At 65.3% G+C, this 24,843-nt stretch carries 23 protein-coding genes and 6 tRNA genes; 20 read left to right on the forward strand and 9 right to left on the reverse strand.

The window, feature by feature from the left end:
- Nucleotides 1-13 precede the first annotated feature (13 nt).
- The 4 genes from AC3WL8_RS33730 to AC3WL8_RS33745 all read left to right on the forward strand — a co-directional run bounded on the left by AC3WL8_RS33730 (nucleotide 14) and on the right by AC3WL8_RS33745 (nucleotide 3,212).
- Nucleotides 14-1,141 (forward strand): HlyD family secretion protein, encoded by a 1,128-nt coding sequence (locus tag AC3WL8_RS33730; protein ID WP_013957267.1) that lies wholly within the window; start codon nucleotides 14-16, stop codon nucleotides 1,139-1,141.
- On the forward strand, nucleotides 1,131-2,180 hold the full coding sequence (locus AC3WL8_RS33735) for a DUF2955 domain-containing protein (RefSeq protein ID WP_492379729.1): 1,050 nt from the start codon (nucleotides 1,131-1,133) through the stop codon (nucleotides 2,178-2,180). The genes AC3WL8_RS33730 and AC3WL8_RS33735 overlap by 11 nt, the downstream gene beginning before the upstream one ends.
- A gap of 11 nt (nucleotides 2,181-2,191) precedes the next feature.
- A complete protein-coding gene (locus tag AC3WL8_RS33740) occupies nucleotides 2,192-2,641 on the forward strand; it encodes a potassium channel family protein (protein WP_211979898.1) in 450 nt (149 codons plus the stop codon).
- Nucleotides 2,642-2,885: 244 nt separating this feature from the next.
- On the forward strand, nucleotides 2,886-3,212 hold the full coding sequence (locus AC3WL8_RS33745; protein ID WP_211979897.1) for an EF-hand domain-containing protein: 327 nt from the start codon (nucleotides 2,886-2,888) through the stop codon (nucleotides 3,210-3,212).
- Nucleotides 3,213-3,299: 87 nt separating this feature from the next.
- Here the strand turns inward: AC3WL8_RS33745 and AC3WL8_RS33750 are convergent, their stop codons facing one another.
- On the reverse strand, nucleotides 3,300-3,551 hold the full coding sequence (locus AC3WL8_RS33750) for a DUF1488 family protein (RefSeq protein WP_013957263.1): 252 nt from the start codon (nucleotides 3,549-3,551) through the stop codon (nucleotides 3,300-3,302).
- 227 nt (nucleotides 3,552-3,778) lie between these two features.
- On the opposite strand from AC3WL8_RS33750, the gene AC3WL8_RS33755 reads away from it, so the two are divergent.
- From AC3WL8_RS33755 to AC3WL8_RS33765, 3 genes are all read left to right on the forward strand, one after another.
- Nucleotides 3,779-3,913, forward strand: a complete 135-nt coding sequence (locus AC3WL8_RS33755; RefSeq protein WP_013957262.1) for a hypothetical protein — start codon at nucleotides 3,779-3,781, stop codon at nucleotides 3,911-3,913.
- The gene (locus tag AC3WL8_RS33760) at nucleotides 3,910-4,080 is read left to right on the forward strand and encodes a hypothetical protein (protein ID WP_211979896.1); all 171 of its coding nucleotides are present in this window, start codon (nucleotides 3,910-3,912) and stop codon (nucleotides 4,078-4,080) included. The genes AC3WL8_RS33755 and AC3WL8_RS33760 overlap by 4 nt, the downstream gene beginning before the upstream one ends.
- Nucleotides 4,081-4,246: 166 nt before the next feature.
- Nucleotides 4,247-5,497: an MFS transporter gene (locus tag AC3WL8_RS33765; protein WP_211979895.1), complete on the forward strand. Its 1,251-nt coding sequence runs from the start codon at nucleotides 4,247-4,249 to the stop codon at nucleotides 5,495-5,497.
- Nucleotides 5,498-5,591: 94 nt separating this feature from the next.
- Here the strand turns inward: AC3WL8_RS33765 and fabI are convergent, their stop codons facing one another.
- A complete protein-coding gene (fabI, locus tag AC3WL8_RS33770; RefSeq protein WP_013957259.1) occupies nucleotides 5,592-6,380 on the reverse strand; it encodes an enoyl-ACP reductase FabI in 789 nt (262 codons plus the stop codon).
- Nucleotides 6,381-6,592: 212 nt separating this feature from the next.
- Between fabI and AC3WL8_RS33775 the strand changes: the two genes are divergently transcribed.
- The 5 genes from AC3WL8_RS33775 (at nucleotide 6,593) to AC3WL8_RS33795 (ending at nucleotide 13,446) form a co-directional block, all read left to right on the forward strand.
- Complete coding sequence (locus tag AC3WL8_RS33775) at nucleotides 6,593-8,494, forward strand: extracellular solute-binding protein (protein ID WP_211979894.1); 1,902 nt, start codon at nucleotides 6,593-6,595, stop codon at nucleotides 8,492-8,494.
- 40 nt (nucleotides 8,495-8,534) lie between these two features.
- Nucleotides 8,535-9,584, forward strand: a complete 1,050-nt coding sequence (locus AC3WL8_RS33780) for a microcin C ABC transporter permease YejB (RefSeq protein WP_013957257.1) — start codon at nucleotides 8,535-8,537, stop codon at nucleotides 9,582-9,584.
- Nucleotides 9,581-10,717, forward strand: coding sequence for an ABC transporter permease (locus AC3WL8_RS33785; RefSeq protein WP_013957256.1), 1,137 nt, complete (start codon nucleotides 9,581-9,583; stop codon nucleotides 10,715-10,717). Before AC3WL8_RS33780 ends, AC3WL8_RS33785 begins: the two co-directional genes overlap by 4 nt.
- Entirely contained in the window at nucleotides 10,714-12,375 is a 1,662-nt protein-coding gene (locus AC3WL8_RS33790; RefSeq protein ID WP_013957255.1) for an ABC transporter ATP-binding protein, read from the forward strand. The genes AC3WL8_RS33785 and AC3WL8_RS33790 overlap by 4 nt, the downstream gene beginning before the upstream one ends.
- 390 nt (nucleotides 12,376-12,765) lie before the next feature.
- Complete coding sequence (locus AC3WL8_RS33795; RefSeq protein ID WP_211979893.1) at nucleotides 12,766-13,446, forward strand: C40 family peptidase; 681 nt, start codon at nucleotides 12,766-12,768, stop codon at nucleotides 13,444-13,446.
- A gap of 74 nt (nucleotides 13,447-13,520) precedes the next feature.
- Here AC3WL8_RS33795 and AC3WL8_RS33800 read toward each other — a convergent pair whose 3' ends face one another.
- Entirely contained in the window at nucleotides 13,521-14,441 is a 921-nt protein-coding gene (locus AC3WL8_RS33800; protein WP_211979892.1) for a patatin-like phospholipase family protein, read from the reverse strand.
- A 247-nt stretch (nucleotides 14,442-14,688) separates the two neighbouring features.
- Between AC3WL8_RS33800 and gltX the strand changes: the two genes are divergently transcribed.
- The 7 genes from gltX to AC3WL8_RS33835 all read left to right on the forward strand — a co-directional run bounded on the left by gltX (nucleotide 14,689) and on the right by AC3WL8_RS33835 (nucleotide 17,329).
- Nucleotides 14,689-16,089 (forward strand): glutamate--tRNA ligase, encoded by a 1,401-nt coding sequence (gltX, locus tag AC3WL8_RS33805; RefSeq protein ID WP_211979891.1) that lies wholly within the window; start codon nucleotides 14,689-14,691, stop codon nucleotides 16,087-16,089.
- A 275-nt stretch (nucleotides 16,090-16,364) separates the two neighbouring features.
- Nucleotides 16,365-16,440: transfer RNA gene (locus AC3WL8_RS33810), tRNA-Ala, on the forward strand.
- A gap of 66 nt (nucleotides 16,441-16,506) precedes the next feature.
- Nucleotides 16,507-16,582: transfer RNA gene (locus tag AC3WL8_RS33815), tRNA-Glu, on the forward strand.
- Between the two features lie 69 nt (nucleotides 16,583-16,651).
- Nucleotides 16,652-16,728: transfer RNA gene (locus AC3WL8_RS33820), tRNA-Asp, on the forward strand.
- A gap of 199 nt (nucleotides 16,729-16,927) precedes the next feature.
- Nucleotides 16,928-17,003 (forward strand) — tRNA-Ala (locus AC3WL8_RS33825).
- Between the two features lie 105 nt (nucleotides 17,004-17,108).
- A tRNA-Glu gene (locus AC3WL8_RS33830) sits at nucleotides 17,109-17,184 on the forward strand.
- Nucleotides 17,185-17,252: 68 nt separating this feature from the next.
- Nucleotides 17,253-17,329, forward strand: a tRNA-Asp gene (locus tag AC3WL8_RS33835).
- A gap of 87 nt (nucleotides 17,330-17,416) precedes the next feature.
- Here the strand turns inward: AC3WL8_RS33835 and AC3WL8_RS33840 are convergent.
- From AC3WL8_RS33840 to trxA, 6 genes are all read right to left on the reverse strand, one after another.
- Nucleotides 17,417-18,769, reverse strand: a complete 1,353-nt coding sequence (locus tag AC3WL8_RS33840; RefSeq protein WP_492379730.1) for an MATE family efflux transporter — start codon at nucleotides 18,767-18,769, stop codon at nucleotides 17,417-17,419.
- A gap of 111 nt (nucleotides 18,770-18,880) precedes the next feature.
- On the reverse strand, nucleotides 18,881-20,668 hold the full coding sequence (locus AC3WL8_RS33845) for an ArnT family glycosyltransferase (protein ID WP_211979889.1): 1,788 nt from the start codon (nucleotides 20,666-20,668) through the stop codon (nucleotides 18,881-18,883).
- 245 nt (nucleotides 20,669-20,913) lie between these two features.
- Complete coding sequence (locus AC3WL8_RS33850; RefSeq protein WP_010814268.1) at nucleotides 20,914-21,174, reverse strand: type B 50S ribosomal protein L31; 261 nt, start codon at nucleotides 21,172-21,174, stop codon at nucleotides 20,914-20,916.
- 201 nt (nucleotides 21,175-21,375) lie between these two features.
- Nucleotides 21,376-22,227, reverse strand: a complete 852-nt coding sequence (locus AC3WL8_RS33855; protein ID WP_211979888.1) for a M90 family metallopeptidase — start codon at nucleotides 22,225-22,227, stop codon at nucleotides 21,376-21,378.
- A gap of 112 nt (nucleotides 22,228-22,339) precedes the next feature.
- Entirely contained in the window at nucleotides 22,340-23,602 is a 1,263-nt protein-coding gene (gene rho / locus AC3WL8_RS33860) for a transcription termination factor Rho (RefSeq protein WP_010814266.1), read from the reverse strand.
- A 179-nt stretch (nucleotides 23,603-23,781) separates the two neighbouring features.
- On the reverse strand, nucleotides 23,782-24,108 hold the full coding sequence (gene trxA / locus AC3WL8_RS33865) for a thioredoxin TrxA (protein ID WP_010814265.1): 327 nt from the start codon (nucleotides 24,106-24,108) through the stop codon (nucleotides 23,782-23,784).
- Nucleotides 24,109-24,550: 442 nt separating this feature from the next.
- Here trxA and AC3WL8_RS33870 point away from each other — a divergent pair, with 442 nt between their 5' ends.
- Nucleotides 24,551-24,823, forward strand: coding sequence for a hypothetical protein (locus AC3WL8_RS33870; protein ID WP_013957248.1), 273 nt, complete (start codon nucleotides 24,551-24,553; stop codon nucleotides 24,821-24,823).
- The last annotated feature ends 20 nt before the right edge of the window (nucleotides 24,824-24,843 follow it).

The following is a 24,843-nucleotide window of genomic DNA, read 5'->3' on the forward strand; positions in this document are numbered from 1 at the left end:
TGAACGAGAGCCGATGAGCGACGCCCCGCAACCCCCCGCAGCCCCAGCGCCCGGTGCACCGCCGCCCGCCGCCGACCCGGCAAGGAAGGGCGTGCGCTGGGTGATCCTGCTGATCGTCATCAGCCTGGTCTGGTACCTGCTGGCCGACCGCCTGACCCCGTACACGCAACAGGCGCGGGTACAGGCCTTCGTGGTGCCGGTCGCGGCGGAAGTGTCCGGGCGCGTGACCAAGGTGCATGTGCGCAACAACCAGGACGTTGCGGCAGGCACTGTCCTGTTCGAGGTGGATCCCCAGCACTACAAGATCGCCGTGGACCGCGCCCGCGCCGATCTGGAGTCGACACGCCGGCAGATCGGCGCCAGCACCGCGGGCATCGAATCGGCGCAGGCATCGCTGCGCGCAGCACGCGCCAACGAACTCAAGGCGCGCCAGGACAGCAGCCGCCTGGAGCGCCTGTACAGCGATGACCCCGGCACCATTTCCCTGCGCCGTCTGGAGGTGGCGCGGGCCAGCCTCGAGCAGGCTGTCAGCCAGGTCGCCGCCGCCAAGGCCGAGGTCCAGCGTGCGCGCGAACAGCAGGGGGGCAGCGAGGAAGAGAACGCCAAGCTGCGCAGCGCCGCCACGGCCCTGGAAAAGGCCGCACTGGATCTTGCCAATACGCAGGTGCGGGCGCGCGCCGCCGGGCTGGTCACCGACCTGCGCACCGATGCCGGCCAGTTTGCCGCGGCCGGCAACCCGGTCATGACGCTGATCGCGATCCACGATCTGTGGATCAGCGCGGAGATGACCGAGAACAACCTGGGCCGTGTCGAGCCCGGCACGCCGGTTGCCATCGTGCTGGATGCGCTGCCGGGCAGGATCTTCGAAGGTCGTGTGCGCAGTGTCGGCTATGGCGTCAACGTCGGCCCGAGCACGCCGCCGGGCAGCTTGCCGACGGTGCAGAACAGCCGGGACTGGCTGCGTCCGGCGCAACGCTTCCCGGTGGTGGTCGAGCTTGCCCATGGCGAACTCGCCTCGATGCGCGGTATTCGCGTGGGCGGGCAGGCCGAGGTCATGGCGTTTCCCACCCAGGGCAACCCGCTCAATCCGCTCGGCCGCGTATTCCTGTACCTGATGAGCTGGCTTTCCTATGTCTACTGACCGCCCGGCGCTGCCGTTGCCCGCGCGCGATCCACGCGCCCAGCGTTCGCTGCGCGTGGCGTGCGGCACCGCGCTGTGCCTGGCGGCCAGCTTCGGCCTGGGCCTGCCGGTCCCCATGCTCGCGCCGGTGCTCGGCGTGTTCCTGCTGGCCAGCGTCAACCAGCCGATGTCAGCCAAGGCCGGGCTGGGCCTGGTGCTGGTCGTGATGCTGACTACTGGCACCGGCCTGCTGCTGATCCCCTTGCTGCGCTACTACCCGGTCAGCGGCGTGCTGATGATCGGCCTGTGCCTGTTCCTCGCGTTTCGCTACGGACTGCGCGGCGGCAACAACCTGGTCTCGACCTTCCTGGTGATTGGCCTGACCATGATCTCGGCGGCGGGCACCTTCGATTTCGGTCTGGCGGTCACGGTCATCGGTGCCCTGGTCAAGGGACTGCTCGTCGCGGTCGTGGTGCTGGCACTTGGCCACTGGCTGTTTCCCGAACCGGCCGGCGCGCAGGCGCCGCCCGCGGCCAAGGCCCTTCCGGATGACCAGGCCGCCTGGATTGCGCTGCGCGCTGCGCTGGTGGTGATGCCGGCCTTCCTGCTGGCGCTGAACGACCCGGCCGCGTACATCCCGATCATCATGAAAGCGGTCACCCTTGGCCGGCAAAGCTGCACCACCACGGCACGCGGCGCCGGGCGCGAACTGCTTGGCTCGACCTTGTTCGGCGGCGTGCTGGCCATCCTGTTCTGGTGCGCGCTCAGCCTGTTCGTGCATTTGTGGATGTACTTCCTGTGGATGCTGCTGTTCGGCCTGCTGGTGACGCGCAAGCTGTATGGTCTCAGCCCGTCGCGGTACCCGCCAGGCTTCTGGGTGAACACTCTCGTGACGCTGATCATCCTGCTGGGCCAGTCGGTGCAGGACAGCGCGGCCGGGAAGGATGTCTATACCGCCTTCGCCGTGCGCATGGGCCTGTTTATCGGCGTCACGCTGTATGCCTGGCTGATGATCGAGTTGCTCGACCAGCCGCGCAGCGCACGACGGCACGCCCGCTAAAGAGGCCGGTCGTGCTGAGCAACCTGCTGATCGGCCTTCCCGTGATGCTGCTCTGCCTGCTGCTGCAGGCGGTCTTCGTCGCTATCTGCCTGCGCTACTACGTGCGCTTCAGGCATGCGCGGCAAGCCCGAGAATCGCTGTGGCAGGAGATCCTATTGTTGTCGGTCGTGATGATGCTGACGTTGCTCGGCAATTTCGTGCAGATGGCAATCTGGGCAGTCCTGTTCATGCTGCTGGGCGAGTTCAACGATTACGCCACCGCGCTGTATCACTCTGGCGTGAATTTCGCCACCCTGGGCTATGGAGATATCGTCATGTCCGAACCCCGGCGCCTGCTGGGGCCGCTCGAGGCGGCCAACGGCATCCTGATGTTCGGCGTCTCCACTTCGGTGATGACCGCGGCGGTGCTGGACGTGATCAAGCACAACCTTGCCGGGCTGCGGCAGGACGAAGGGCCATAGGAGTGGAGGTGTTGTAGGCATCAGCTCGGCCACGGGAGATGTCGCGCCGCGGCACACGTCACATTCCTGGGAGGGTTTTAATATCGGATGCTGAAATTTCTGAATTCCCTAATCCCTGAAAGCCGACGATGATCTCGGGCGGGGTTCGGGCAATCGCTGTATCCCGACCTCTGCGAAAACTGGCCCGTTGCGGACGACCATCAGGCTGGCTGCACTCGCCATCCAACTATCCAGGGAGACTCAGATGATTGCGCGACAGCTTTCGATTGCCAGCCTGGCGCTGGCGGCTTGCCTCGCCTCCGGAACCATTGGTGCGCAGCAACAGCAGCCGCCGATGAATGCCAAGGAAGCCAAGGTGAAGTTCTCGGAGAAGTTCAAGGCTGCGGACGCCAATCACGATGGCAAGCTGACCCGTGAGGAGGCGCAGGCGGGTATGCCGGAGGTGTACAAACAGTTTGACCAGATCGACGCCAAGAAGAAGGGCGAGGTAACCGAGAGGCAGATTGGCGCGTTCTGGGCGGCCAAGACGAAGCAACACAACACGGCCCAGAATCCGGGCGGGTTGAACTGATCTGGCGCAAGCATAGCGGGCAGGACAACGTAGCGCGGCGGGGAGGCAGGCACAGGCCTGGCCCCATCGCCGCGCTGCGTTTTCCAGTCAGGAAATCGTGTAGGTGGTACGTTCCCCGGGGTTGTACAGGTCCCTGGCCAATTGGAGGATCTGGTCCCGATGATGGTCGAAGGTGGCGAGAAGGGCGGATTCTTCCGCGGTACCCTGGTGGCTCAGGCGCAGAAGAATGTCGTCAGTGACCTGGAATGCCACTTCGCGCGCGTTGTCATAGCCCCAGAAACAAACGCAGTGCCGCGCCGCATCGTAGCTGCGGCTGGGATTGGGAAAGTTCAGTGCCATTGCAAACTCCTGTCCGGTCACGGTACGCCGTGCATGTTGGGCTTGCTGGCGCCAGCCGGTGCTGCCAGCCCTAGTATGCACCCGTTTCCCGTCAGCCGGGCATCTGTCTGCGCTGGCTGCTGCAGCGCATGACCCGCGTTCTTGGCGAAAGATATTTCTTTTGCCGGCGATTTAGCGCGTATGCTGGGGTTGCCATTATCTCCAGGCAAGCCATTCAGGAGCCCATCATGGCCAAGAGTCAACTACGCAGCAGCCGCGAAGCCAAGAAACCCAAGCAACCGAAGAAGCCATCGGTGCCGGCCTCACCCTTCAGCACGGTCCAGTTTCGCGGACACGATGAGGTCGCCAAGAAGAAGAAATGACTGAGACTGACAGCACAGGGATCATCTGGTCCCTTGTGTTCCTGGCCGTGTTGGTCGGGGTCTACGGCTACATCATCCGGGTGGGCATCCACCACAAGCCGGTGTTCGGCATCGCGAAGCATTCGCTTCGGTACTGGTGGCACCGGCTGGTCCACGTGACCAGGTAAGCCAACGCAACGCCGGCCAGTCAGGCCGGTGCGGGCAAGATTTGCGGTTTTGCCGCACAATACAGCCTGCGCGCCGCACAGGAGCACGCTGGATCGATCAGAGGCGAGGGCACTGACCTCACCCGTCAGCGGGCGGCATTTTGTTGAACATCCTGCAATCCTGTACATGGCCGCCCCACATGCACATTCCGCCGCGGATCCCGTCCGCGGCGCAGATACTTCCTTTTCTTCCCGCGATCACCATTCATCCGGCCGCCTGCCGCTGCTGGCGCTTGGCGTCGGCAGCTTCGGCATCGGCACCGGCGAGTTCGTCATTATGGGTTTGCTGCCCGATGCCGCCAGCGACCTCGCCATTTCCATCCCGCAAGCCGGCCACCTGATCAGCGCCTATGCGCTGGGCGTGGTCATCGGCGCGCCGCTGCTGGCGGTGCTGGGCGCGCGCTGGCCGCGGCGCAACCTGCTGATCGCGCTGATGGCGGTGTTTGCCGCCGGGAATATTGCCAGCGCGCTGGCACCTTCCTATCTGTCGATGATGGTGGCGCGCCTGCTCACGGGCTTTCCGCATGGCACCTACTTCGGCGTGGCGGCGCTGGTGGCCGCCAGCCTGGTCCCGCGCGAGCGGCGCGCACAGGCGGTGGGGCTTGTGATGCTGGGCCTGACCATTGCCACGCTGGTAGGTGTGCCGATCGCGGCCACGGTCGGCACCTGGCTGGGCTGGCGCTCGGCCTTCCTGATCGTCGGTGCCCTCGGCGCGCTGACGGCGCTGCTGGTATGGCGCTGGGTGCCGTTCGTGCCGGCCGACCGGCGTGCCAGCCCGCTGCGCGAGCTGTCGGCACTCAAGCACAAGCAGGTGTGGCTGACACTGGGCATCGGCGCGATCGGCTTTGGCGGCATGTTCTCGGTGTTCAGCTATATCAAGCCGACCATGCTGGAGCTGGCGCATATGCCGGCGGCGGGTATCCCGGTGGTGCTGGCCCTGTTCGGCATCGGCACGGTGGCGGGCAACCTTGCCGGCGCGAAGCTGGCCGACAAGGCCTTGATGCCGACCATCGGCGGCGTGCTGGTGTGGGCGGCGCTGGTGCTGGGCGCCTTCACCTTTACCGCGTCGCATCCCTGGCTGGGGGCCATCAATGTGCTGCTGGTGGGCACCACGGTGGCGCTGGGCCCCGCCTTGCAGATCCGGCTGATGGATGTCGCCGGCGACGCGCAGACGCTGGCCGCGGCCCTCAACCACTCGGCCTTCAACATGGCCAACGCGCTCGGTGCGTGGCTGGGCGGGGTGACCATCGCCGCCGGCTACGGCTGGGAGTCCACCGGCTGGGTGGGCCTGCTGCTGGCGCTGGGCGGCCTGGTGGTCTATGCGTGGTCGATGCTGAGCATGGGCCGGCAGGGCGCGCCCGCCGCGGCGCAGGCGTGATGCAGGCGGACCTGGTCCGCGCACAGGTCCGCAAGGAACAAAAAAGGGGTGCCTCATCGGGCACCCCTTTTTCATCCCCGCTGGCGGGACTGGCTTACTCTGCGTCCGCGACGCTTGCGCCGACCACGTTGAAGCCGCCGTCGACATAGGTGATCTCACCGGTCACGCCACTGGCCAGGTCGGACAGCAGGAAGGCGGCCACGTTGCCGACTTCTTCGATGGTGACGTTGCGGCGCAGCGGCGCGACGTCTTCGAAGTGGCCGAGCAGCTTGCCGAAGCCCTTGATGCCCGAGGCGGCCAGGGTCTTGATCGGGCCGGCGGAGATGCCGTTGGCGCGGATGCCGCGCGGGCCGACCGACGAGGCCAGGTAGCGCACGCTGGCTTCCAGCGAGGCCTTGGCCAGGCCCATGGTGTTGTAGTTGGGGACCACGCGCTCGGCACCCAGGTAGGTCAGCGTCAGCAACGAGGCCTTGTCCGACAGCAGCGGCAGCGCGGCCTTGGCCAGCGCCGGGAAGCTGTATGCGGAAATGTCGTGGGCGATGCGGAAACCTTCGCGCGACAGGCCTTCCAGGAAATCACCGGCGATGGCGTCGCGCGGCGCGAAGCCGATCGAGTGCACCAGCCCGTCGAACTTCTCCCAGCGCTGGCCCAGCGCGGCGAAGGTCGCGGCGATCTGCTCGTCGCTGCCGACGTCGCACTCGAATACCAGGTCAGTGCCGAATTCCTTGGCAAAGTCGCTGATCCGGTCCTTGAACCGTTCGCCGACATAGGTGAAGGCCAGTTCGGCACCTTCGCGTTTGCACGCCGATGCGATGCCATAGGCGATCGACCGGTTAGAGAGCAAGCCGGTGATCAGGATCCGCTTACCTGCCAGAAATCCCATAAATTCTCCAAGGTGGTGTATCAGGCACGCTTCGTGCGTCCGCCGTGCGGCCGTGCGCGTGCCTTTGCTGTCCTGCGGCCGTTTTTATTGCGCCGCGCAGAGGGAATGTCCGGATGGCTGGCGCCACCCCCGACGCATGTAAAATTGTCTCATACTTGGCCCGGCCGCAGAATGCCGGGCCCCCACAGGTCATAGTGGAGGAATCCAACGGGATGCCTATTCAAGCACGTTGGCCGCTTCAGGCGGCATGGCAGTGCTTCCGGCGGGATGCGGTACTGCGCGGTTGGGTCGCAAGCGGGCTGGCGATGGCGCTGGCGACGGGGGTCTCTCTCTTATCCAGTCCGGCGCTGGCGGCGCATGGCTTCGCGCTGCACGGGGACCTGAAGTACCAGGCGGATTTCCGGCAATTCGACTATGCCAACCCCGATGCACCCGCCGGCGGCACGCTGACACTCGCCAATCCCGACCGGCGCACCAGTTTCGACAAGTTCAATCCGTTCACGCTGAAGGGCACGTCAGCGCCCGGCCTGAACGCGCTGATGTTCGAGTCGCTGCTGATCAGCAGCGCCGACGAGAGCGCCAGCGCCTATGGCTTGCTCGCCGAGGACATCACGGTAGCGCCGGACGAATTGTCGGTCACGTTCACCATCCGGCCACAGGCGCGCTTCACCAATGGCGACCCGGTGCTGGCGTCGGATGTCAAATATTCTTATGACATGCTGATGAGCAAGGCCTCGAGCCCGGGCTACCGCAGCATGTGTACCGATGTGAAGGCGGTGATCGTCGCCGGCGAGCGCACGGTGCGTTTCGAATTCAAGCAGCGCAACCGCGAACTGCCGCTGATCGTCGGCTCGCTGCCGGTGTTCTCGAAGAAATGGACGGCCAAGGTCCCGTTCGAGAAGCTGACCTTCGAGCCGCCGGTCACCAGCGGCCCCTACCTGATCGAGCGCTATGACGCCGGCCGCGGCATCATCTTCCAGCGCGACCCGAAGTACTGGGGCAAGGATCTCGCGGTGCGCCGCGGCACCTTCAATTTCGCGCGCGTGGCCTACCGCCTATACAAGGACGAGACCGCCAAGCTCGAGGCCTTCAAGGCAGGGGAGTTCGACGCCATCGTCGAATACAAGGCCAAGAACTGGGCCAAGAGCTACCAGGGCACCCGTTTTCGCAACGGCGAGCTGCTGAAGACCGAGTTCCCGCACCGCAACGGTGCCGGCATGCAGGGCTTCGTGATGAATATGCGCAAGCCGGTGTTCCAGGACGTGCGCGTGCGCCAGGCCCTGATCCTTGCGCTCGACTTCGAATGGCTGAACCGGCAGTTGTTCTACGGCGCCTACAAGCGGCTGGACAGCTGGTTTTCCAACAGCGAACTGGCCGCCAGCGCCACCTTCGACGGCCGCCCCGGCCCGGGCGAGATGGCGCTGCTTGAGCCGCTGCGCGCGGAATTGCCGCCAGAGGTGTTCGGCCCGGACGTGGTCCAGCCCAGCACCGCGGCGCCGCGTTCGCTGCGCGACAACCTGCGCGAGGCACGACGCCTGCTGGCCCAGGCCGGCTGGACCTATACGGATGGCGCACTGCGCAACGCCAAGGGCGAGACGCTGGTGTTCGAGTTCCTTGACGATGGCGGCGCCATGAGCCGCGTCATCACCACCTATGTGCGCAACCTGGAGAAGCTCGGCATCCAGGTGAACCAGCGCACCACGGACTTTGCCTTGTACCAGAAGCGGCTGGAGGATTTTGACTTCGACATGGTGTCGATCCGCTTCCCGGACTCGCAAAGCCCCGGCAACGAACTGCGCGACCGCTTCTCCAGCGAGGCGGCCGGCACGCCGGGCTCGGACAACCTGTTCGGGCTGAAGTCGCCCGTGGTCGACAAGCTGGTGGACAACGTGCTGCACTCCCATACCCGGCAGGAGCTGGTCACCGCCGGGCGGGCGCTGGACCGGGTGCTGATGCATGGCTACTACATCGTGCCGAACTGGTACAGCGCATCGCACCGGGTGTCATACCGCAAGACGCTGGCCTACCCGGAGCGCCTTCCGTATTACTACACGGCCGAAGGCTGGATCCTGAGCCACTGGTGGCGCACGGACCTGCAGGCGCAGGCGCGCTGACGCGCCCCGCCGCGACCAAGACAAGGATGAGGACCGGCTGATGCTTGCCTACCTGCTCAAGCGCATTCTGCTGATGATCCCGACGCTGATCGGGGTCATCACGCTGACCTTCGTGGTGATCCAGTTCGTGCCGGGCGGCCCGGTCGAACAGATGATGATGGAACTGAAAGGGCGGGGCGGCGCCGGCGAAGCCAGCGGCGGCGGTGCCGAATACCGCGGGCGCCGCGGCGTCGACCCCGAGAAGATCAAGGAGATCCAGGCCCTATACGGCTTCGACAAGCCGCCGCTGGAGCGCTACTTCCTGATGCTCAAGCGCTTTGCCCGGTTCGACCTGGGCCAGAGCTATTTCCAGCACCGCAGCGTGTGGGAGCTGGTCAAGTCCAAGCTGCCGGTGTCGGTCAGCCTGGGTTTGTGGACCTTCTTCCTGACCTACCTGATATCGGTGCCGCTGGGCATCTCCAAGGCCATCCGCGCGGGCAGCCGCTTTGACGTCGTGACCAGCATCATCGTGCTGGTGGGTTATGCCATCCCCGGCTTCGTGCTGGGCGTGCTGTTGCTGGTGCTGTTCGGCGGCGGCACCTTCGTGCAGTGGTTCCCGCTGCGCGGTCTGACCTCCGACAACTGGGAGCAGCTCTCGCTGATGGGCAAGGTGATGGACTACCTGTGGCACCTGGTGCTGCCGATCACGGCATCGGTGGTGGGCAGCTTCGCGGTGGTCACCATGCTGACCAAAAATGCCTTCCTCGAGGAAATCCGCAAGCAATACGTGCTGACCGCACGCGCCAAGGGCCTGGGCGAGCGCCGCGTGCTGTGGAAGCATGTGTTCCGCAACGCGCTGATCCCGCTGGTGACGGGTTTCCCGGCCGCGTTCATCGGTGCCTTCTTCACCGGCTCGCTGCTGATCGAAACGCTGTTCTCGCTGGACGGGCTGGGCTTGCTGTCCTATGAGGCGGTGCTGCGGCGCGACTATCCGGTGGTGCTGGGCACGCTCTACCTGTTCACGCTGATCGGGCTGGTCACGCGCCTGATCTCCGATGTCTGCTACGTGCTGGTGGACCCGCGCATCCATTTCGAGGGCTTGCACCGATGAAACTGTTCACGCACGCGGCCCCCAACGGGCTGCCGCATTCGCCCTCGCCGCGCCAGCGCGCCTGGCAGCGCTTTCGCCGCAACAGGCGCGGCTACTGGAGCCTGGTGATCTTCGTGGTCATCTTCGTGCTGAGCCTGGGCGCCGAGCTGCTGTCCAGCAACCGGCCGCTGGTGGTGCACTACAAGGGCGAGTGGTATTTCCCCATCGTCAAGGTCTACCCGGAAACCACCTTCGACGGCGATTTCGCCACGCCCGCGGACTACCTCGATCCGTATATCCGCGACCGCATCACCACCAACGGCAACTTCGCGGTGTTCCCGCTGAATCATTATTCGTACGACTCGCTCAACTACTTTGCCAAGGAGCCCAACCCGGCGCCGCCGTCGGCAGAGAACTGGCTGGGTACCGACGACCGCGGCCGCGACATCCTGGCCCGGCTGCTGTACGGCTTCCGCGTGTCGGTGCTGTTCGGCATGGCGCTGACCGTGATCGGGGTGCTGGTGGGCACGCTGACCGGGGCGCTGATGGGCTTTTTCGGCGGGCGCTTCGACCTGTTCTCGCAGCGTGCCATCGAGATCTGGAGCTCGATGCCGGAGCTGTATCTGCTGATCATCTTTGCCTCGATCTTCGAGCCCAGCCTGGCGCTGCTGATCATCCTGCTGTCGCTGTTCGGCTGGATGGGCCTGTCCGACTACGTGCGCGCCGAGTTCTACCGCAACCGCTCGCTCGACTACGTCAAGGCGGCGCGCGCGCTGGGCCTGTCCAATGTGCAGATCATGTGGCGCCATATCCTGCCCAACAGCCTGACCCCGGTGATCACCTTCCTGCCGTTCCGCATGAGCGCCGCCATCCTGGCGCTGACCAGCCTGGATTTCCTCGGCATGGGCGTGCCGCCCACCACGCCCAGCCTGGGCGAACTGCTGGCGCAGGGCAAGGCCAACCTGGATGCGTGGTGGATTTCGCTGTCGACCTTCGCGGTGCTGGTGGTCACGCTGCTGCTGCTGACCTTCATGGGCGACGCGCTGCGCGATGCCTTCGATACCCGCCTGGGCCTGGCGGCGCTGCGCGGCCGGGTCGAACCCAAGATCCCGGCCGGCGCGCCAACCGGGGCAGCACCGGAGGCCACGCCATGACCGCGGTGTCTCCCGTGATCCAGCCGGCCGTGGCGCCGGCCGCGGCGCCGGCACCCGGTTCCACGCTGATGTGCGTCGACAAGCTTTCTGTCACCTTCGGCCACGGCGAGCACGCCACCCGTGCCGTGCGCGAAGTCAGCTTCGACCTGCGCGCGGGCGAGCGCTACGCGCTGGTGGGCGAGTCGGGCTCGGGCAAGACCGTGACCGCGCTGGCGATGCTGCGGCTGGTGGAGGACGCCTACTACGACGGCGCCATCCGCTTCGAGGGCAAGGACCTGCTGGCGGTGTCGGACCGCGAGATGCGCGGCATCCGCGGCGCCGAGATCGCGATGATCTTCCAGGAGCCGATGACGGCGCTCAACCCGCTGTACACCATCGGCAACCAGATCGTCGAGACTCTGGCGCTGCACGAGGGCCTGGACCGCCGCGCCGCGCGCGAGCGCGCCATCGCGCTGCTGGAGCGCACCGGCATCAGCGACGCCGCGCACCGCTTCGACAGCTTTCCGCACCAGCTCTCGGGCGGCCAGCGCCAGCGCGCCATGATCGCCATGGCGCTGGCCTGTCGCCCCAAGCTGCTGCTGGCCGACGAGCCGACCACGGCGCTGGACGTGACCATCCGCGCCCAGATCATGGACCTGCTGCGCGACCTGCAGGCCGAGTTCGGCATGGCGGTGATGCTGATCACCCATGACCTCAACCTGGTGCGTTCCTTTGCCCAGCGCGTGGGCGTGATGGAGAAGGGCGTGCTGGTCGAGACCGGCGAGACCGCGCAGGTGTTTGCCGCCCCCCAGCACCCCTACACCCGCAAGCTGATCGACAGCCGCCCCAGGCGCGAGGTGCTGCCGCTGGTGCCGCTGGCGCCGGTGCTGCTGGAAGCGCGCAAGCTGAGCGTCAACTACGCGCGCAAGCGCCGCGGGCTGGCCGGCTGGTTCGGCAAGGACCAGTTCGCGGCGGTCAAGGACGTGGACTTCCAGCTGCGCGAGGGCGAGACCGTCGGCATCGTCGGCGAGTCCGGTTCGGGCAAGACCACGCTGGCGCATACCGTGCTCGCGCTGCAGCGCAAGAGCGGCGGCACCATCCATTTCCTGGGCCGCAGCTTCGACACCGCCACGCGCGACGATCGCCGCCAGTTGCGCGCGCGCATGCAGGTGGTGTTTCAGGACCCGTTCGGCTCGCTGGCGCCACGCATGACCATCGAGCAGATCGTCGGCGAAGGCCTAGCGCTGCACCAGCCCGGCCTGTCGCGCGAGGGCACGCGCCAGCGCGTGATCGAAGCCCTGCGCGAGGTCGGCCTGGACCGTACCGCGCTGGGCCGCTATCCACATGAATTCTCGGGCGGGCAGCGGCAGCGCATCGCCATTGCCCGGGTGCTGATCCTCAAGCCGCAGATCCTGGTGCTGGACGAGCCCACCTCGGCCCTGGACGTGTCGATCCAGCAGCAGGTGCTGGCGCTGCTGTCCCAGCTGCAGCACAAGTACAACCTCACCTACCTGTTCATCAGCCATGACCTGGCGGTGATCCGTGCCATGGCGCATCGGGTTTTCGTGATGAAGGCGGGGGAGGTGGTCGAGGCCGGCGACACCGAAGCGGTGCTGGGCGCACCCCAGCACCCCTATACGCGCAAGCTGATGGCGGCGGCGCAGGTCGGCGCGGCCTGACCCGAAAATGTGCGGCGCATCAACGCCGCGGCCCCGCCTGGCTAGCATCCGGTTGCTCGGACTAATCCGACAAACAAGATGCGAAATCCCGCCTATATCGTTGATTCGCCAGTCAAATCCGGCGAATTTGTAACGAACTTTGACATGTGAATGACAACCCTTTACCATCCCGCGAGAACTAGTTTTGGGGGTGGTCCGTCCGACGCATTGGATCGTGCACGGCACGTTTGCGGTGCAAGACAGGCCAGGTAAGCCTGGTCCGGATGTTGCATAGGGTTCACCCCGCAGGTTCACAAGAATTCCTCGCGAAGTTCACGCGAATTTCACAGATACCCAGCCCGCCCCGGACTTGTGCCGGGGCTTGCTTTGGAACGATCAACGGGAGAACCAATGCAGCGATCGGTACTTCATTCCCTGGCGCGTGCCGCCGTCGGAATTGCCATTGCCTGCGGTGCGGCTGTGTCGAATGGAGTGCTGGCGGATACGGTATTCAAGGATGCCGACGCCCGTATCGATGCCTCGGCCCACGCTGCGGACTCGCATACGGAAGGCAAGCGCGGCTTGCTGTCGTCGGTGGTGAATTCCACCAGCAATGTTGCCAGCAAGGCTGGCGACCTGGTCATGAATGCGCTGGGCCTGATTGGCGTGCGTTACCGCTTCGGCGGCAACAGCCCCGAATCCGGCCTGGACTGCAGCGGCTTTGTCCGCTACGTATTCCAGGACACCTTCGGCTTCATGCTGCCGCGCCGCTCTGTCGAAATCAGCCGTGTCGGCACCACCGTGGCGGCCACCGACCTGCGTCCGGGCGACCTGGTGTTCTTTAACACCATGCGTCAGACCTTCTCGCACGTCGGCATCTATATCGGCGACAACAAGTTCGTGCATGCCCCGTCCACGGGCAGCAAGATCCGTGTCGACGACATGCGTGCAGCTTACTGGGTGACCCGCTACAACGGCGCCCGCCGCATCGAGGATGGCAAGGAGGGCGGTGCCGATGGCCTCGGCGACATGGTCGAGACGCTCAAGCGCTACGACCCCAAGGTCGCCCGCGCATCGCTGTACGGCGGCTGAGGCTTCGGCGCGCTTCAAGCAAAAAGGACTGCTGCGGCAGTCCTTTTTGCGTTGGCGAGGCGTGGCCTCCCGGGTTATTGCGCTGCGACCGTTCCGGCCGGCGTCAGGCGGGCCTGTTCCAGCTGCTGCCGCAGCGTTGCCATCACCGCCGTGGTGGCCTGTTCGCCGGCCAGTATGGCCCGGTTGCGGGCGTTGAAGTCGCTGCCGCCCATATCGGGCAGCTCGGGGCGGATCACCACGTCGGCGCGCGCCAGTGCCATCTTGTTGATCGACTGGCCCATGATCGCGGTGGTCTGCAGCAGCACGCCGCTCTGGCCGGCGTTCTTCTGCGCCGACGGGTCGGCCGAGATATTGACCGCGATGACAAAGTCCGCGCCCATGCTGCGCGCGGAATCCACCGGCACCGGCTCGACCAAGCCGCCGTCGACATAGTCGTGCCCCTGGATCGACACCGGCTGGAACACGCCGGGCACGCTGCTCGACGCGCGCACGGCCTGGCCCGTGTTGCCGCGGCGGAACAGGATCTTCTCGCCGCTCTTGAGGTCCGTGGCGACAATGCCCAGCGGCAGCTTCATGGCCTCGATCGTCCGGTTCTGCACCAGCCGGTTGATGTAGTTCTGCAGCGCCTCGCCCTTGAGCCAGCCGCCGAAGCGGGTGCCGAAGGGCAGGGCCCAGTCGGCGATGGCGGCTTCGTCCATGGTCAGCGCCAGCTTGTTCAGCTGGAAGCCATTCAGTCCGCTGGCGTAAAGCGCCGCCACGACTGCGCCGGCGCTGGTGCCAGTGACCAGGTCGGCATGGATGCCTTGCGCTTCGAGCGCCTTGATCACGCCGATATGGGCAAAGCCGCGTGCCGCGCCGCCGCCCAGCGCCAGGCCAATCTTGACGGGCCGTGGTGCGGGCGGGGTGGTGGCGAGCGGCGGCGCGGGATGCGGGCCGAACGAGCAGCCCGCCAGCAGGGCGGCCGCGGAGATGCCGAGGAAATGACGTCGTTGCATGAAGCGGGATCAGTAACCAGGTAGGACCGGCGGATACAGGGATGTGATGCGGGCGCTCCTCCATGGGGGCTGGCATCGCCTTGCCTGAATCACCGGCATCACCTCAGACCGGCGCAAGCATAAATGATTCCGCGCGGCGCCGGCACGCCGGGCGAGGCGAGGGATGCGCGTTGGTATAATGCAAGGCCTGCACATACACCAGCCTGCGCGCCGCTGCGCGCGGGCTTTCTTGTTTCTGCCCCTGACCATGACCCAACGCGTCCGCACCCGCTTTGCGCCGAGCCCGACCGGTTTTATCCACCTCGGCAATATCCGCTCAGCGCTCTATCCCTGGGCCTTCGCCCGCCGCATGCAGGGCGACTTCATCCTGCGCATCGAAGACACCGACGTTGAGCGTTCGTCGCAGGAAGCGGTTGACGTGATCCTGGAAAGCATGGCCTGGCTGGAGATGGATATCGACGAAGGCCCGTTCTACCAGATGAAGCGCATGGACCGCTATCGCGAGGTGGTGGCGCAGATGGTCGAGTCCGACCTGGCCTACCGCTGCTACATGAGCACCGAAGAACTGGACGCGCTGCGCGAAGCCCAGCGCGAGCGCGGCGAGAAGCCGCGCTACAACGGCTTCTGGCGTCCCGAGCCGGGCAAGGTCCTGCCCGAGCCGCCGGCGGGCGTCGATCCGGTGATCCGCTTCAAGAACCCGATCGGCGGCAGCGTAGTGTGGGACGACGCGGTCAAGGGCCGCATCGAGATCTCCAACGACGAGCTCGACGACCTGGTGATCGCGCGCCCGGACGGCACGCCTACCTATAACTTTTGCGTGGTGGTGGACGACCTCGACATGAAGATCACGCACGTGATCCGCGGCGACGACCACGTCAACAACACCCCGCGCCAGATCAACATCATCCGCGCGCTGGGCGGCACGCCGCCGGTCTACGCCCACCTGCCGACCGTGCTCAACGAGCAGGGCGAGAAGATGAGCAAGCGCCATGGCGCCATGGCCGTGACCGGCTACCGCGACGAGGGCTACCTGCCCGAAGCCGTGCTGAACTACCTGGCGCGCCTGGGCTGGGCCCACGGCGACGCCGAGATCTTCTCGCGCGAGCAGTTCGTTGAATGGTTCGACCTGGAGCACCTGGGCAAGTCGCCCGCCCAGTACAACCCCGAGAAGCTGGCCTGGCTGAACAACCACTACATCAAGGTCGGCGACAACCAGCGCCTGGCCACGCTGACGCAGCCGTTCATCGAGGCGCTCGGCGGCAAGGTGGAAGGGGCGGACTTGGCCGGCGTGGTGGCGCTGGTGAAGGACCGCGCCAATACGCTGAAGGAAGTCGCGCAGGCGGCGCTGCTGTTCTATCGCGGCGAGCCGCAGGCGGATGCCGCACTCAAGGCCGAGCACCTGACCCCGGAGATCCAGCCCGCGCTGGCAGCGCTGGCCACTCAGCTGGCCGCGCTGCCGGAATGGAAGCGCGAAGCCATCAACGCCACCTTCAAGGCGGTGCTGGCCGAGTTCGGCCTGAAGATGCCCAAGCTGGCCATGCCCGTGCGCCTGCTGGTGGCCGGCCAGCTGCAGACGCCGGGCATCGACGCGGTGCTGGAACTGTTCGGCCGTGACACGGTGCTGCGCCGCCTGGCGGCGGCTGCATAAAAAGTCGTGAAAAAGTCCGCGCCGGGGGCTTGCGCTCCGGGCCGGACTTGCGCATAATCTCTTTCTCCCTGCAGCGCGGTCCCTGACCAAGCGGGCTGGCTGATCCGCAAGGATCTTCGCAATCTCCGAACTGATTTTTGAAGTGACGGGAAAGCGAAAAAAAGCTGAAACGGGAGCTTGCAAAGATTAGTGGTTGATATATAATCTTGGCTTCGCTTGAAACGGTAGTTAAATCAGGCGAAAACGCAGCAAGTTGCAGTAAATGGCAGTACCATGGGGCTATAGCTCAGCTGGGAGAGCGCTTGCATGGCATGCAAGAGGTCAGCGGTTCGATCCCGCTTAGCTCCACCAAGATTTAGGTGTCATCCAGGTTTTTTCGGATGGCGCCAGACGGAACGTGTTGAAAGACAAGTTTCTGTCCCCTTCGTCTAGAGGCCTAGGACATCACCCTTTCACGGTGAGTACAGGGGTTCGAATCCCCTAGGGGACGCCATAACAGCAGGGCGTAATCAGACGTCCAGCATGTCGTCTCAAGCATTAGCTTGAAACGGCAGCCGACTAAGGAGTGGTAGTTCAGTCGGTTAGAATACCGGCCTGTCACGCCGGGGGTCGCGGGTTCGAGTCCCGTCCACTCCGCCAAAACTAGACCCGCATGGTTTGCACCATGCGGGTTTTTCTTTGGGTGAGGGATTATGTCGTTAATCGCTGCAAACGCAATAAAAAATGTTGCATTCGTTGCGAAATTCGCTATATAATCCTGTCTTCGCTGCAAATGCTGCGGTAAGCGGCAGACAGCGAAGGTGGTTCCAGCAGTAACCGTCCAGCAGTACCGGATTACGGGGCTATAGCTCAGCTGGGAGAGCGCTTGCATGGCATGCAAGAGGTCAGCGGTTCGATCCCGCTTAGCTCCACCAGAATTTGGGAAGCGTCTGAAAAGAAGCTTCCCAGGCGCGAAAAAGCCCGCTATAATGGTGGACTTTCCAGCGCAAGACAGAAAACGCGTTGTAAAACAAGTTTCTGTCCCCTTCGTCTAGAGGCCTAGGACATCACCCTTTCACGGTGAGTACAGGGGTTCGAATCCCCTAGGGGACGCCAAAACAGCAGGGCGTAATCAAACGCCCAGCCAGTCGTCCGGAGCCAAGGCTCCAGTCGGCACCGACTATGGAGTGGTAGTTCAGTCGGTTAGAATACCGGCCTGTCACGCCGGGGGTCGCGGGTTCGAGTCCCGTCCACTCCGCCAAATTAGAACGCCCGCGCAAGCGGGCGTTTTTCTTTTTCGGCTACTGAAATTGCGGGCCACCGCCCTTGCGAGCGGCCAGTGTCAGAGTCAGTTTTCCGGATCCTTGCTGACCCGGCTGAAATACCGCACCAGCAGCACGCCTGCAATCGCCAGGCTGATGCTGTTGGCCAGCCAGAAGCCGCTGGCGCCGCGCGTGAAGGCGGGCATGCCCTCGATCAGCCCGAAGCCCAGCACATAACCCCCGCCCAGTCCGATGCCCCACAGCGAGCCGGCGTAGATCAGCGTCGGAATCAGCGCGATCTTGTACGCGCGCAGGATAAACGCCGTCATCACCTGCACGGCGTCGAAGCCCTGGTAGAACGCCACGAACAGCACCAGCGGCAGCGCTGCCGCGACCACCGCGGGATCGCTCGCGTAGGCATGCAGCACCGGCTTGCGCAGCAGCCACAGCAGGGCACCGGTCAGCACCGCCAGCGTCACCGCTATGCGGATACCGCGCCAGGCAAGGCGGCTGGCGCCGGCCAGGTCGCGCGCGCCGAGATGCTGTGCCACCAGCGTCGAAGTGGCAATCCCCAGCGACAGCGGCAGCATGTATGCCACCGCGCCCAGGTTGGCGATGATCTGGTGCCCGGCCAGCGTCACCGTGCCCAGGCGCGTGATGAAGATCGACATCAGCGTGAACGAGGTGATCTCGATCAGGTAGGTCAGGCCCATCGGCAGGCCCAGCCGCAGCAGCGCGCGCAGCGGGCCAGCAGCCGGCCAGCTCCAGGTACTGAAGATCCGCAGCGGGTGATAGGCGCTGCCGTAGCGCAGGATCAGCAGCCCGGCGATGCACCAGGCCCAGCTGATCAGCGTCGAGGCCAGGCCGCAGCCGGGGCCGCCCAAGGCCGGCACGCCCAGGCCGCCGTGGATGAACCAGGCATTGAGCGGCACCTTCAGCGCCAGCCCGCCAATCTGCAGCACCGTCACCATGACCGGGCGTGACAGCGCATTGTTCAGCGCCGAGTAGATGCGGAAACCCAGCGCCGCCGGCAGCCCGAAGGCACCGAAATGCAGGTAGGCGGTGGCTTTCTCGACCAGTTCGGGCGGTGCCTTGGCGAAAGCGAGCAGCGGGGCCGGGAAGGCCAGCAGCAGCACGCCCGGAATCGCCAGTGCGGCGCCCAGCCATGCGGCCTGCCGGACCTCGGCGCCGATCGCCTCGATGCGGCCGGCGCCATATAGCTGCCCGGCGATGGGCGACAGCGCCTGCAATACGCCCATCAGGCTGATATAGATGGTGACGTAGATCGAGCCGCCCAGGCCCACGGCGGCCAGGTCGGTCGCCGAAGCGCGCCCGGCCATCACGGTATCGATGACGCCAAAGGCGATAACGGCAAGCTGGCCGGCCAGCACTGGGCCGGCCAGGCCGGCGATACGGCGAAGATCTTGGAACAGGGTCATTCAGGGCTCGGCAGGCTTGGTCAGGGCTGGATGGTCAGCCCCGCAGCCGCCGCGGCCGGAATGGTTCGATGGCGCGACAGGCGCTGCGGTGGTGGTGACGCCGGAAAGGGCTCAGGGCTGGCGCGGCAGGCGGCGCCGCGGCAGGTCGGGGCGCGGATGGACGGCGCGCGCGGTATCGACCAGCCGATACATGCGGAAGCGCTCGTCGCGGTCCGCGGGACGGCGGCCTTCCCAGATCAGCCGCCACTCGAAATGCGAGATACTGCCCGGCTCGCCATAGTCGACCGAGTCATGGCGCAGCAGCACGTCGCAGCCGTCGTTGGGGCCGCCAAAGCGGATATGGCCGAAATAGGCAAACGATGCCAGCTGCGCATCGCCCATGCGGATCGGCTGGACGCACTGATAGGCAGGCGGCAGCGCCATCGCCGCGGCCTGGGCCACGTCGCGGTAGGTCTTGCCGTAGTTGATCGAGGGCAGCCACAGCGTCATTGCCATGACCCACATCAGGGTGGTGCCGGCGGCGGAAATCACCACCGGGCGCCAGATCTGCTTGGGCGCGCGCGACAGCCGCCAGCGCACGATGAGCACCCACGCGACCGTGGCCGCCAGCGCGAACACCACCGCGGCGATGGTGAACTCATGCTGGTAGCCGGGCAGCTGGCGGAAGACATTGCGCGCGATGCGCGGCGGCCAGCCGGTGGTCTTGGCGATCCACATGAACCAGACCGTGCCGCCGAAGATGGTGAAGAACAGCAGCGCGAACCAGTCGATCGCGTTGATCACGCCGCGCGCCAGCGTGGGCAGCGCGAATGCGGCCAGCACGGCCATCGGCGGCAGCAGCAGGATGAACTGCACGTCGCCGGCGCTGCGCTGCAGGAACAGCAGCACCAGCACCGGCAGCAGCAGCGCCAGCGGCGTCGCCACATGGGGTGCGCGGCGCATGCCGGTCCACGCGATCCAGGCCCAGCCCGCGATCGGCCAGACCGGCCACGTGTACAGGAACAGGTTGCGCATATTGAAGCCGAAGGTCGCCATATTGGGCGAACCGTAGCTGCGGCGGTCATAGCGCGACCATTCGCGGATAAAGGTCACCGCCTCGTCGCGGTCGGCTGCGCCGAAGTAGGCGGCCGCCAGCCACGCCGACACTGTCAGCAGCGCCAGCGGAATGCCGATGGCGGCCAGGCGCCGCCACGGCAGCGGCTTGCACACCAGCGCGCAGACCGCGCTGCCGCCCAGCAGCGCCAGCGGCAGCATGGGCCCGCTGGCTAGCGCCAGCCCGCCCAGCGCGGCGCCATAGATCAGGCTGCCCTGGATTGGCTTGTCGAGGCTGCGCACCATGCCGTACAGGGCCAGAGCGATAAAGGCGACCTGGCCGACCTGCGGCGTGGTCTCGTGCCCGCGCACGGCCAGGCCCACGCAGGCCAGGAAGATCAGCAGCGCGCCGTCGGCCAGCGTGCGGCCGTAATCGCGCGCGTTGGGCTGGCCGCCGAAGGCATAGGCAAATGGCTGGACCTCGTCGCGCCGGCCCAGCAGGTAGGTGGTGTACCAGATGCAGGCGCAGGTCGCGAAGAAGAACAGTGCCGTGGCCAGCCGGGCGGCGTCGGCCGCGCTCAGCCAGTTGCCGAAGCCGCGAATCATCAGCGCGCCGATCCAGAACACCAGCGGGCCGTCCTCGCTGTACGGGCGGCCGACGATATTCGGCATCAGCCAGTCGTGCAGGTTGCCGGTGGCCAGCTGCCACATGACGCCAAAGCCGGCAGCGTCCTCGTTCTTCCACGGATCGCGGCCGAACAGGCCGACCAGGCCATAGATGATGCAGATCGCCAGCAGCAGCGCGCGCGGCAGGGCGCCGGTCGCGGCAGCGGTCAACTGGACGGGTGAGGTATTGGCTTGACGCATCGATGCTCAGGTCGGGCCGTGGCGCAATGGCGCGAAGGCCACAGTATCGCGCATGCGGCGGCCACGCGGGCCGTGGCATGGCGTGGAAGCCTCACGGGGTGTGGGGTAAATCCAATGAATGCGGCGGTACCGGTCATGGTCCGGCACAAAAGCAAAGAGGCAGCCGATGCTGCCTCTTTGCTGTTTCGCACAGGCCCCGGAGCATCTGTCCGCAGGCCTTGCGAAGCGGGGTTCGCTGAAAGCGATTACTTCGCAGCCTTGCCCAGCTTGTTGCCGAACTTTTGGCGGAACTTTTCCACGCGGCCGGCCGTGTCCATGATCTTCTGGGTGCCGGTGTAGAACGGGTGCGATTCCGACGAGACTTCGATCTTGGCCAGCGGGTATTCCTTGCCGTCCTTCACGATCTTGTCCTTGGTCTGGATGGTCGAGCGGGTGATGAAGCTGAAGTCGCTGGACATGTCCTGGAACACGACTTCGCGATAATTCGGGTGAATGCCTTCTTTCATGATGAGTCCTTTCTGGTTGGGTAGCCAGTCCGTTGCAATCCGCTGTTCTCTGCCGAGGGCGAGAGCGTGCATGGCGCGGCGACGAACGAACCACTTGCCGGTAACGGGCAAACCGGGATTATGGCAGAAAAACAAATACTTGGGGAAGAGCCTGCGCCACGTGCGGCACAGAAAGTATTGCGCAGAATTGCGGCAAAAACATCACATGGAGGCCGGGTTCTGGCGATAGAAGGCGGCCAGCGATTGGTATACAACCGGCCAGTGTCGCGCAAGCCCGGTCGGCTCGACAAAAAAAGCCTCTGACGTCACGGCAAAGAACTCGCTCGGCGCCTCGGTCCCATACGGGTCGATGATGCGCAGCGCCGGTGGCAGCCGCTCCGGATGCTCCCAGTCGGCCTCGTCGCGCGCGTCCCAGGCCTCGGCAAAACGGTCGTACTCGGTCAGGAAGGTCTCGGCCCAGGCTTCCGCGTCGATGTCCGGGTGCAGCACGCGCGAGAAGGGCGGCACGCCATCGGGTTCGCCGTCGAGCATGTCCAGCTTGTGGGCGAATTCGTGGATGACCACGTTGTAGGTATCGGCCGGCAGTTCGTGGTCGCTGTCGATGCCGGCCCCGGGGGTGTGCACGTCGGGCCATGACAGGATCACCGGCCCGTGCTCCCAGGCCTCGCCGGTGGCTTCCTCGACCACGCCGTGCACCAGGCCGATCTCGTCCTGCACGGTCCGGCGGATGATGAACTCGCCCGGGTAGAGCACGATGCCGTGCCAGCCCCGGTACCAGGGCAGCCCCAGCTTCAGGATCGGCACGCAGGCCTGCACGGCAACACTGACCACCATGTCGTCGGCCAGCGGCAGGTCGTGCGCGGTGGAGTATTCCTTGTCGGCGATGAACAGCGTGGCCAGCTCGCGCAGCGCCGCCAGGTCTTCGCTGCCGTAGCGCTGCACGAACGGCAGCGTGGCGACCGTGCGCGTCCACAGCGCGTCGGGGATGGCGTAGTGCTCCAGCTTGCGGGCCAGCGAGCGGGTGCGCAGGAATGAGGTCAGTTTGCCGAGCATGGGCGTAGCGCCGTGCGCTGTGAAATGGTCCGGCAACAAAAGGTCGGGCAACAAAAAAGGCGTGCCGGGGCACGCCTTCCTGTCCGCCTTGCGGCGATGCTGCAGCGAGGGCTCAGCCGCCTCTGCGCATCATATCGAAAAACTCGGCGTTGTTCTTGGTGGCCTTCATCTTGTCCATGATGAATTCCATCGCCTGCACTTCATCCATGTCGGAGATGAACTTGCGCAGGATCCAGATCTTCTGCAGGATTTCCGGCTTGATCAGCAGCTCTTCGCGGCGCGTGCCCGACTTGTTCAGGTTGATCGACGGGTAGACGCGCTTCTCGGCCAGGCGGCGTTCCAGGTGCACTTCCATGTTGCCGGTGCCCTTGAACTCTTCATAGATCACGTCGTCCATGCGGCTGCCGGTTTCGATCAGCGCGGTGGCGATGATGGTCAGCGAACCGCCTTCTTCCAGGTTGCGCGCGGCACCGAAGAAGCGCTTCGGGCGCTGCAGCGCGTTGGCGTCCACACCACCGGTCAGCACCTTGCCCGAGGCCGGCACCACGGTGTTGTAGGCACGCGCCAGGCGGGTGATGGAGTCCAGCAGGATCACCACGTCGCGCTTCAGTTCAACCAGGCGCTTAGCCTTCTCGATCACCATTTCGGCAACCTGGACGTGGCGGATGGCCGGTTCGTCGAAGGTCGACGCAACCACTTCGCCGCGCACCGAGCGCATCATCTCGGTCACTTCTTCCGGGCGCTCGTCGATCAGCAGCACGAACAGGTCGGCTTCCGGATGATTGTTGGCAATCGCGTGGGCGATGTGCTGCAGCATCACGGTCTTGCCGGACTTGGGCGATGCCACCAGCAGCGCGCGCTGGCCGCGGCCGATCGGCGCGATCATGTCGATGATGCGGCCGGTGATGTTTTCTTCAGCCTTGATATCGCGTTCGAGCGTGAGCGGCCGGTTCGGGTGCAGCGGCGTCAGGTTCTCGAACATGATGCGGTTCTTGACCGCTTCAGGCGGCTGCCCGTTGACCTTGTCCACCTTGACCAGTGCAAAGTAGCGTTCGCCGTCCTTGGGCGTACGCACTTCACCCTCGATCGAATCGCCGGTGTGCAGGTTGAAACGGCGGATCTGGGACGGGCTGATGTAGATGTCATCCGTGCTGGCCAGATACGAGGTTTCGGGCGAGCGCAGGAAGCCGAAGCCGTCGGGCAGCACCTCGAGCGTGCCGTCTCCAAAGATGGTTTCGCCCATCTTGGCGCGCTTCTTCAGGATCGCAAACATCAGTTCCTGTTTGCGCATCCGTTGTGCGTTGTCGATCTCGAGCGTAGCCGCCATTTCGAGAAGCGCAGACACGTGAAGCGATTTGAGTTCTGTCAGGTGCATAGACGAGGGGTACAGATGGGCCCGGACGGGCGAGACCTAAAGGGAAGGGGGGAAATGAGCGAACGCTCGGGGAGTTGTTGGTGGCATCTTAGCACAATCCGACCGGCGCGCCAGGATGTGGCGCACGCACGTCGGATCGTGGCAAAACCGGGACCGTGGGTCAGGTCCCGGCGCGCAGCTTACAGGTTGCCGTCGAGGAAGGCGGTCAGTTGCGACTTGGACAGCGCGCCGACCTTCTGGGCCGCGACCGCGCCGTTCTTGAACAGGATCAGCGTCGGGATGCCGCGGATGCCGAACTTGGCCGGCACCTGCTGGTTTTCATCGACATTGATCTTGGCGATCTGCAGCTTGTCGCCGTAGTCCTTGGCGACTTCGTCCAGGATCGGCGCGATCATCTTGCAGGGGCCGCACCATTCCGCCCAGAAATCGAGCAGGACGGGTTTGTCGGACTGGAGGACGTCAGCGTCGAAGGAGGCGTCGCTCACATACTTGATTTGTTCGCTCATGGCGGAAAACCTCTGGTTTCGCTCTGTTTATGTTGAAGGCTGGAGACTTCGGAGGGCCGAACCGTTACCTTACACGAGATTGCGCGGACCCGTCGGGCCGCCTCCGCAGCCGCAAACAGGCTGTGGGGGCCGCTGCCGCGCCCGGTGCTGCCGATATGTTACCAGTTTGCCGATTTTCAAGACCGGCCTGGCAACACTCGAAAGGGCGCCGGCACGGAAATGATTCTGCTGCAATCGGGGGATTCATTGAAATGCTTATTTTCTATGGCGCCGAGAGATTCGGGCAATCGCTCGCGGCACACGAAAGGGTGTGTCATAAAATGCACTTATGCGTGCGTCGCGGGTGCCGGATGCGAGTGGCGTGCGCGTAGAATAGAAAGCGGTTCGCGGGCGGCGCCAGCGGGCCAATCTTGCATCCTGCGCCACTGACTAGGTCATCGACATGAACACCGATCCCCGCAAGCCTTCGCAGCCCGAGCCCGGCCAGGCGCCGGACGTGGACCACCTGAGCGATGCGCTGGACCATATCAGCAGCGCCGTGGAGACCAACAGCATCGCCAGCGGTGCCGCACGCGGCTTGGTCTACAGCATCATCGAGACCCTCGGTACCCTGGTGGGCGACCCGGACCTGCCCGAGCATGCGCGCTCCGGCTATGAGGGCCTGCTCGAGACCGCGCGCGAGATCCGCGCCAGGCTGGAAAGCGGTTCGGACTGAGCCGGCTCCGCCTGTCCCGC

The sequence above is a fragment of the Cupriavidus sp. FW305-F7 genome (assembly GCF_058782875.1).

Coding starts and splice junctions, on each gene's coding strand:
- AC3WL8_RS33730 (WP_013957267.1), top strand. CDS start 14: ATGAGCGACGCCCCGCAACCCCCCGCAGCCCCAGCGCCCGGTGCACCG.
- AC3WL8_RS33735 (WP_492379729.1), top strand. CDS start 1,131: ATGTCTACTGACCGCCCGGCGCTGCCGTTGCCCGCGCGCGATCCACGC.
- AC3WL8_RS33745 (WP_211979897.1), top strand. CDS start 2,886: ATGATTGCGCGACAGCTTTCGATTGCCAGCCTGGCGCTGGCGGCTTGC.
- AC3WL8_RS33750 (WP_013957263.1), bottom strand. CDS start 3,551: ATGGCACTGAACTTTCCCAATCCCAGCCGCAGCTACGATGCGGCGCGG.
- AC3WL8_RS33755 (WP_013957262.1), top strand. CDS start 3,779: ATGGCCAAGAGTCAACTACGCAGCAGCCGCGAAGCCAAGAAACCCAAG.
- AC3WL8_RS33760 (WP_211979896.1), top strand. CDS start 3,910: ATGACTGAGACTGACAGCACAGGGATCATCTGGTCCCTTGTGTTCCTG.
- AC3WL8_RS33765 (WP_211979895.1), top strand. CDS start 4,247: ATGGCCGCCCCACATGCACATTCCGCCGCGGATCCCGTCCGCGGCGCA.
- fabI (WP_013957259.1), bottom strand. CDS start 6,380: ATGGGATTTCTGGCAGGTAAGCGGATCCTGATCACCGGCTTGCTCTCT.
- AC3WL8_RS33775 (WP_211979894.1), top strand. CDS start 6,593: ATGCCTATTCAAGCACGTTGGCCGCTTCAGGCGGCATGGCAGTGCTTC.
- AC3WL8_RS33780 (WP_013957257.1), top strand. CDS start 8,535: ATGCTTGCCTACCTGCTCAAGCGCATTCTGCTGATGATCCCGACGCTG.
- AC3WL8_RS33785 (WP_013957256.1), top strand. CDS start 9,581: ATGAAACTGTTCACGCACGCGGCCCCCAACGGGCTGCCGCATTCGCCC.
- AC3WL8_RS33790 (WP_013957255.1), top strand. CDS start 10,714: ATGACCGCGGTGTCTCCCGTGATCCAGCCGGCCGTGGCGCCGGCCGCG.
- AC3WL8_RS33795 (WP_211979893.1), top strand. CDS start 12,766: ATGCAGCGATCGGTACTTCATTCCCTGGCGCGTGCCGCCGTCGGAATT.
- AC3WL8_RS33800 (WP_211979892.1), bottom strand. CDS start 14,441: ATGCAACGACGTCATTTCCTCGGCATCTCCGCGGCCGCCCTGCTGGCG.
- gltX (WP_211979891.1), top strand. CDS start 14,689: ATGACCCAACGCGTCCGCACCCGCTTTGCGCCGAGCCCGACCGGTTTT.
- AC3WL8_RS33840 (WP_492379730.1), bottom strand. CDS start 18,769: ATGACCCTGTTCCAAGATCTTCGCCGTATCGCCGGCCTGGCCGGCCCA.
- AC3WL8_RS33845 (WP_211979889.1), bottom strand. CDS start 20,668: ATGCGTCAAGCCAATACCTCACCCGTCCAGTTGACCGCTGCCGCGACC.
- AC3WL8_RS33850 (WP_010814268.1), bottom strand. CDS start 21,174: ATGAAAGAAGGCATTCACCCGAATTATCGCGAAGTCGTGTTCCAGGAC.
- AC3WL8_RS33855 (WP_211979888.1), bottom strand. CDS start 22,227: ATGCTCGGCAAACTGACCTCATTCCTGCGCACCCGCTCGCTGGCCCGC.
- rho (WP_010814266.1), bottom strand. CDS start 23,602: ATGCACCTGACAGAACTCAAATCGCTTCACGTGTCTGCGCTTCTCGAA.
- trxA (WP_010814265.1), bottom strand. CDS start 24,108: ATGAGCGAACAAATCAAGTATGTGAGCGACGCCTCCTTCGACGCTGAC.
- AC3WL8_RS33870 (WP_013957248.1), top strand. CDS start 24,551: ATGAACACCGATCCCCGCAAGCCTTCGCAGCCCGAGCCCGGCCAGGCG.